Origin of the sequence: Shewanella sp. 38A_GOM-205m (genome assembly GCF_000518445.1) — a bacterium.
Lineage (GTDB): Bacteria > Pseudomonadota > Gammaproteobacteria > Enterobacterales > Shewanellaceae > Shewanella > Shewanella algae.
This window is the reverse complement of record NZ_JADP01000007.1, coordinates 209,616-217,506: the sequence shown is the minus strand read 5'-3', so window position 1 is coordinate 217,506 and position 7,891 is coordinate 209,616. Positions and strand designations below refer to the sequence as shown.

The 7,891-nt window shown below is 51.8% G+C and carries 2 protein-coding genes; both read left to right on the top strand.

All coding sequences use genetic code 11. The annotated features are described in order from the left end of the window. Positions 1-15 precede the first annotated feature (15 nt). Positions 16-5,616 (top strand): type I secretion C-terminal target domain-containing protein, encoded by a 5,601-nt coding sequence (locus N512_RS0109125; protein WP_269319537.1) that lies wholly within the window; start codon positions 16-18, stop codon positions 5,614-5,616. Positions 5,617-5,718: 102 nt separating this feature from the next. Then, the gene (locus N512_RS0109120; RefSeq protein ID WP_028780118.1) at positions 5,719-7,890 is read left to right on the top strand and encodes a type I secretion system permease/ATPase; all 2,172 of its coding nucleotides are present in this window, start codon (positions 5,719-5,721) and stop codon (positions 7,888-7,890) included. Position 7,891 lies beyond the last annotated feature (1 nt).

Sequence of the window (7,891 nt, the reverse complement as noted above, 5' to 3'; positions counted from 1 at the left end):
GCCCAGGATGCGCCTGTGGTCGGCATCGTCGCCGATCAAAGCAGCGTCACCGAGGGTGAGACCGCCGCCTTCACCGTCAGCATCGACCAGGTGGCCGACGAGGATGTGGTGGTCAACTTCACCTACTCCGGCGTGGCCGAGGACGGCAGCGACTTCACCGGCGTTGCCAGTGTCACCATTCCGGCCGGCAGCACCAGTGTGCCGCTGGATATCAGCACCATTAACGACGGTATCTATGAAGGCGCCGAAGACTTCACCGTCACCATCGACAGTGTCAGCGGTGCCGATGCGACTATCAGTCCTACCGAGAGCAGCGCCGACACCACCATTCTTGATGCCCAGAACCCACCAAGCATAGGTAACATCACCAATGTTGCCGTATCTGAAGAGGGGCTGACCGATGGTGCGCCGGATGATGTAGGCGACACAGATACAACAGATGCAGTGATAGCCAACGGTACCATTGAGCTGCAAGATCCTGACAACGATGAGCTGGAAGTTACGCTTAGCGGCCCATCAGGTATAACCTCCGGAGGCGTCGATGTAACCTGGAGTTGGGATGCCAGTACTCAGACCTTGACAGGCTCTGCCGGTTCAACTGTGGTGATGACCATATCGCTCACGGCTCCTGCGGGTAACAGCAGTGGTACTTGGGGTTATGAGGTCACACTGCATGCTCCGCTGGATCATCCTGTAGCGAATGTTGAAGATGTGCTCAATTTGAACTTTGGCATTGATGTCGCGGATGGTTCAGGAGCGACAGACTCAAGTTCATTCCAGGTTACAGTTGAAGACGACTCACCTGTTGTCGATGTTGAACCTATCCTGGATGGGGTCAACACTGTTGGCACCTATACTGGGGTCATGAACACATCAGGAGCAGATAAAGACTATAGTGCCGATCTCAGCGGCAACGTAAACGGCTGGGATGCCGGTTCTCAAACCTACTTTGGTGCTTCTGATATCACGGCAGGAGGCAAAACAGTCTTCTTCTTTGTCGATCCAAACAACCCGGATCAACTGTTCGCTTATACAAGCGATGAAAGCCCTGCTACGGCCTATGATGCGTCTAACCCTGATCAGACGCTGATCTTTACCCTCAACACAGATCCAAACAGCGACAGCTATCAGCTCGATATATTGCAGAGCATAGACAAGCTGGAAGAGATAGACATTGGCGCGTTGGACGGAGGTAAAGGAGGCATCAGCGGTACCGTGTATGTCACTTATGACAACGCTACCGGTGCCTACAACATATACAACGATCCAAGCAAAGTGCCCTCTGATGCCGAAGTTGCTTTCACGCTTTATGGCCGTGATGGCAACGGAGACTTGGCCGATGTCAATGGTACAGACAACGGCTTTGGGGTGGCTAACCCTTGGGTTTCAGGTGATGAGACCCTTATCGTTGACTATGCAGACACAGTAGCCAGTGCCAGCTTTAACTTCAACGTCGGTAATAACGACCCTGTGCTGGTGCACTACAAGGCCTATGATGCCAACGGTCAACTGCTGGGTGAAGGCGAAATCGGCCCCAACGAAGTTATCAGTGATTTGGGCGCTATCGCCTATATCGAGCTGAGTGCTGTAACGCCTGACGGTGCCAAGTTCCAACTGACCGGCACAACCGCTCAGGAGATCGTCAGCTCCACAGAGCCTCTGGATCTGGACTTTGGTGTAGTGGTCACTGACAGTGACGGCGATCAGACCAACGGCAATCTGGATATTCACCTGGATGCTCCAGGAGGCGCTCCAGTCGCTATTACCTCCTATGCACTGGCCAGTCTGGATGAATTTGGTTTGCAGGATGACAACCTGGATACCGATCAACAGTCACTGCGCTTCAAGGCTGGTGACAGTGAACTTTCAGACTTCGGCTTCAACTATCAAAATGGTGACTTCAGTGGTATTACAGTGGAAGGGATAAGAGAAAACTTCCCATTGAGCTGGCGCCTTGAGGGTGAGTACCTGATAGCTTCAATGCCGGGTAATGGTCCAAATAAAGACGTATTGAAGATCAGTCTGGATTGGTCTGCCATAGCGGCAGGCAGTGAAGGCAATATCATAGTCAACGCTGAGCTGATAGGGAATCTCCCCCATAACATAGATGTCGACTCTCTGAAGATTTCAGGTATTGAGATTGTTGGTACAGATAACAACAACCAAACCGCAGTATCGACTCTGGATGTTAAAGTTGAGAAGTACACGGCTGCTGTGGATGATTATCAGGAAATCAATGAAGATCAGCTGGCAACCGGCAACATTTTTGACAATGACACAGGTGAATTCAGCGATGGCCAAGACATTGAACTGGCCAGCTTTACCGTAGCCGGGGATAGCCAGGTCTACAGCGCAGGAGAAGATGTCACAGTTGAGGGCGGCACTCTGGTTATCAATCTGGATGGTAGTTATACCTTTACTCCGGAAGCCAACTGGAACGGTATTGTGCCCGTTATCACCTATGTGACCAACAATGGTGATACTGCGACCCTGACCATCAAGGTCAACAGTGTCAACGACGCACCAACTATTGTTACCACTACCAATGCTGTTGTCTCTGAGGAAGGCTTGACCAATGGCCTGCCGGATTCAAACGGCAGCAGTGATACCACTGACAGTGCCACTGCAAATGGCACTATCCAACTTCAGGATGTGGATGGTGATGCACTGACTGTTAGCCTGACACCACCAAGTGGTATCACCTCAGGTGGCCAGGCTGTTACCTGGCAGTGGGACATTGCGACTCACACCCTGACAGGCTCTGTAGGTAACCTTGCAGTAATGACTGTGGTACTGACACCGCCAGCGGGTAATGGCAGTGGTGATTGGGACTATCAGGTCAATCTGTTGGGACCAATAGATCACCCTGATACCAGCATTGAAGATGTTAAAGATCTGACATTTGGTGTCAGTGTCAATGACGGCAATGGCGGTACTGTCTCCGGTAGCTTCGTGGTCAGCGTCGAAGATGATGCGCCTTACATGCCGGATACAGCACCAGTAACGGCTACGGCAACCGATATCCCGGATACTCTGGTCGGTACATTCGATCTGACCGGTTACACAGGTAATAGAGGGGAACTGGACTTTAATGGTTTCACCATCACAGCCAGAGGTTTTACCTCGTCTACCGACCACACTCTGACCTTTGCAAATATTAACGGCAGCGGTGCAGGCATAGGGGTTGCCAGTTCAGGCTCGCCATACCACAACATAGCCAACGAAGTAGATTTCCGTGAATTTGCTGATGGCACCGGCGTTTCTGAAGAAGTCATCATAGATCTGGATCCCAACACCCTGGCGTTCGGCATGAAGATAGAGTTTGCCAACATCTTCGGAGGTGAGCTTGAAAGCGGTGTGGTTGAGTTCTGGCGTGATGGCCAACTTATATCGACCCAAACCTTCAGCTCTGATGCCGGTAACGGTGACTATGCGGCTGACTTTAACGTGCAGGATGGTGGCTTTGATAGAGTTGTTATCAAGGCAACCGACAACGGCACAGCCCCCAGCCATGGAGACAACAGTGACTTCACGATTTCCTCGATAGAATTCACTGGTACAGGCAATGCCCCGGCAATCGCCTATGCTTCCGGTGAAGTAACAGCCCAATGGGGCGCTGATGGCCAAGGCAGCCTTGCATTGGCAGGTGTGACCGACACATCCCTGGTTACCGCCAGCGGGGAAGCCGTTGAAGTGACCCTTTCAGGCAATACTTTGCTGGGTCAAACAGACTCGGGCGACTTGGTCTTTAAGCTGGAATTCACCCCTGGTACAGGCCACTGGGACTTCTATCAGTACCAGACCATGCAGGGCACCGAAGACGGCGACCTGGACTTTGCGGTAACGGTAACCGATGCCGATGGTGACTCTTACACCGGCAATATTGCGGTGGTGCCTGTATTTAACTATCAGGTCACTGAAGCAGGTCCAGGCGATCAAACGGTCAATTTGGGTAACGCCGAAGATATCGTTATCGGCGATCTGGATGGCACTGTTGTGGTTCCCGGGCAGGATTACAATATCGCCTTTATGGTCGATAGCTCGGGGAGTATCAACACCAGCACACTTAATACCATGAAGTCCCAGTTGGCACAGGTATTTGAAACTCTCAAAGACAGTGCAGGTGGTGAGCAAAGCGGCACCGTGAAAATATTCTTGGTCGATTTTGATACTCATGCCAAGGGCAGCATCAGTGTAGATCTCAATGACCCCAATGCATTGAGCACTCTTCAGAATGCCCTGAATGACATGAGCAGCGGTGGCGGCACCAACTATGAGGATGTCTTCACCACCACAGCCAACTGGTTCGCCAATGGTGATGCTCAAGATAATAGCGGTGCCACTAACCTGGCCTTCTTTATCACTGACGGCAAACCAACTTACTACAACGCCAATGCCGGTGGGAACCCGAAGATCTACGACACATGGTGGAGTGGTAATGATCGTAGCTTGTCACAAGTCATTGGCGCCGCCTACGTATTCGGCCAAGTCTATACCGTTAACGGACATGTAGTAATTGACGAAAGCGGTAACGTGTTCAGTGTAGAAGACTTTAACAACGTGAGCAGAAGCCCAGTTGGAGCCATGCGACCCGATGCCCAAGGTAACTATGATTACTATGCCTTGGCTGGTACCGGCAGCAGTACCAATTCGGACACTACGGCGAATTCCGAAGCTGGTTTTGCTCTACTCTCTGGCCTGGGTGTCACGGTTGAAGCCATAGGAATGGGCTCCAATATCGATGAGGATGACCTGCAGTCTTACGATACAGATGGCAACGTCCAGACCAACATCGATGCCGATGAACTTGCCGACGCTATTCTCGGTAATGAAATCACCAATATGCCTGGCTCAGATACCTTGGATGGCGGTGCGGGTAACGACATCATCTTCGGTGACGTGATTCGCTTTGATGGTATTCAAGGTCAGGGTTACAACGCGCTCAAAGCCTTTATTGCCGGCGAGTTGGGCCAAAGTGATGTGACCGATGCTGAAATTCACAACTATATCAGCGAGCATTCAAACCTCTTTGATAAGTCAAGCGCCAACGACAAGGGTGATATCATCCGCGGCGGTGACGGAAGCGATATTCTGTTTGGCCAAGGCGGTAATGATGAACTCTACGGCGGCAATGGTAATGACATGCTGTTCGGTGGTAATGGCAACGACCTGCTGGTTGGCGGCAATGGTGATGATTGGCTCACCGGTGGCCAAGGCGTAGATACCTTCAGCTGGAAAGCGGGTGAAACCGGCACCGACCATATCACTGACTTTGAGCTCAACAAAGATCAGCTGAACCTCAGTGATCTGCTGTTGGGTGAAGAGCACAACTCACTGGAGCAATATTTCGAATTCAGTGTTGCTGATGGCAATACCACTATCTCGATCGATGCGGATCTGGATGGTGAATTCGATCAGCACATAGTGCTCGACGGTGTCGACCTGTTTGCGACATACGGCAGTGATGAAAGCGACATTATCAATGGCTTACTGGGGAACAGCGGCGATGGTCCTCTGATTGTCGACACTCAATCGGGTAACCCTGGTTCCTCCTATGTCAGTCAAACCAGCTCCAGTGGCCTGGATGAGCAAAAAACGCTGGATTCAGTGTTTTAAAAGCTCTGTTGTTTGAATGCTAGCCCATATTGCAATTCGCAATATGGGCTAGCATGGCTGATACTAGAATTAATCATATAAAACGAAAGGATAAGTCGTTCTGTGACCGCATCCGCTTCACCTAAACCTGAGCAATGGACTATCTCGGCTTCCCAGCGAGTCACTGTGGATCCCCTGCTCGACAGTCTGGTTCTATTGACGGAATACTTTGGCAGCCCCTGTTCCAGTGAGTCTCTGGCGGCAGGCCTGCCCCTGTCTTCGGCTATTCTGTCCCCGGAACTGGTACCTCAGGCAGCTGCAAGGGCCGGCCTAACCGCCAAGCTTTCCCGTAAAGGCTTGAATCAGGTTACTGCCATTCAGCTTCCCTGTATCTTGCTTTTGAAAGACAAGAAAGCCTGCATTCTTCGCGAGCTGGATCTGGAGCAACAGCATGCCGTGATCCAATTACCTGAAACCGGCGGCGAACAACGCCTGTCCATGGAGGAGCTGGAAACCCTCTATGTAGGCTATCTGTTTCTGGTTAAACAGCAGTACCGTGGCGATATGGGGTTTGATGTTTATCATCACGACCACAGTAAACACTGGTTACTGCAAACCATCAAAGACTCGGCCCCCATCTATCGTGATGCCCTGATTGCCTCAATCCTGGTGAACTTGTTTGCCCTTGTTTCACCGCTGTTTATCATGAACGTCTACGATAAAGTGGTGCCCAACCTGGCATTCGAATCACTGTGGGTACTGGCCATCGGAGCCGGTATTGCTTATCTGTTTGATTTGGTCATGAGACAGCTGAGAAGTTACCTTATCGATGTTGCCGGTAAGAAAGTCGACATCATAGTCTCGTCGCGACTGTTTTATAAGGCAATCGGTATTCCCCTCGAAAACCGCTCGGCCAGTGTCGGCGGCATGGCGCGTCAATTAGGTGAGTTTGACAGCATCAGGGAGATCCTTACTTCGGCGACCATCACCACCTTGGTCGACCTGCCCTTCGCCCTGCTGTTTATGTTGATCATCTATCTGGTCGCCGGCGATCTGGCACTGATCCCATTAATCGCCAGCTTAATCATCATCAGCTATACCCTGATCATTCAGCCCAGGCTCAAGACTGCCATTGAGGAAAGCAATAAATTTGCCAGCCTCAAACACGGCCATCTGATCGAGAGTCTGGCCTCTCTGGAGTCCATCAAGTCATACGGCGCGGAAGGCCTGGTACAAAAAGCCTGGCAGCAGATGATAGGCCACACAGCCAACTGGCAGTTGAGATCGAAAAAGCTCTCCAACTCAGTGGCCAACGTTGCCAACTTTGTGGTGCAGTTGACCGTCGTCAGTGTCGTCATTCTCGGCGTCTACCGGGTTGCCGACAATGATATTTCCATGGGTGGGATCATTGCCGCTGTGATGCTTGCCAGCAGAGCAGTTGCACCCATGGCGCAACTGGCCGGCTTGATGACTCGAGCCAACCAGACGGCCAGCGCGCTGAGACAGCTGGATCAGATAATGACCCAGGAAGACGAGTTTGAAAACAAAGGCCACCTGGTCAGCAAACAGCGCCTGATGGGCAAGATAGAAGCCGACGACCTCAGCTTCAGTTACCCTGGTTCGGAAAAACCTGTATTGCATCCCTTCGCCTTGAGGATCCGCCCGGGCGAGCGGATAGCCATTATTGGCCGTAATGGCAGCGGCAAGAGCACCTTGGCCAAGCTGCTGGTCGGGTTATTCAAACCCAGTAACGGCAGCCTAAGATACGATGGCATAGACAGTGCCCAGATCCACCCCAGCGATCTACGCCGTAACTTCGGCTATCTGCCACAGGATGTCACCCTGTTCCACGGTTCGGTCAGAGACAATATTCTCTTCGGCACCCGCCAGGTCACCGAGCACCAGTTGATCCGAGCGGTGCAACTTTCTGGGGTCAACCTGTTTACCGATATGGAATCGGAAGGCCTGGATCAACAGGTAGGTGAAGGCGGCCACTCACTGTCCAGAGGACAACGGCAAACCGTGGCCTTGGCCAGAGCCATACTCAATGACCCACCCGTGCTGTTGATGGATGAACCCACAGCCAGCCTGGATGCCAGAGCCGAGAAGCAATTCATGCGCTCAATGCATAATGTCAGCCGAGACAGAACCTTGCTGATCATCACTCACAAGATGCACCTGCTGAATCTGGTGGATCGCATCATAGTGATGGATAGAGGCCACATCATTGCCGACGGTCCTAAGGATAAGGTGCTCGAAAAGCTCAACCAAGGGCTGATGGCAGGAGGCAAGTAAT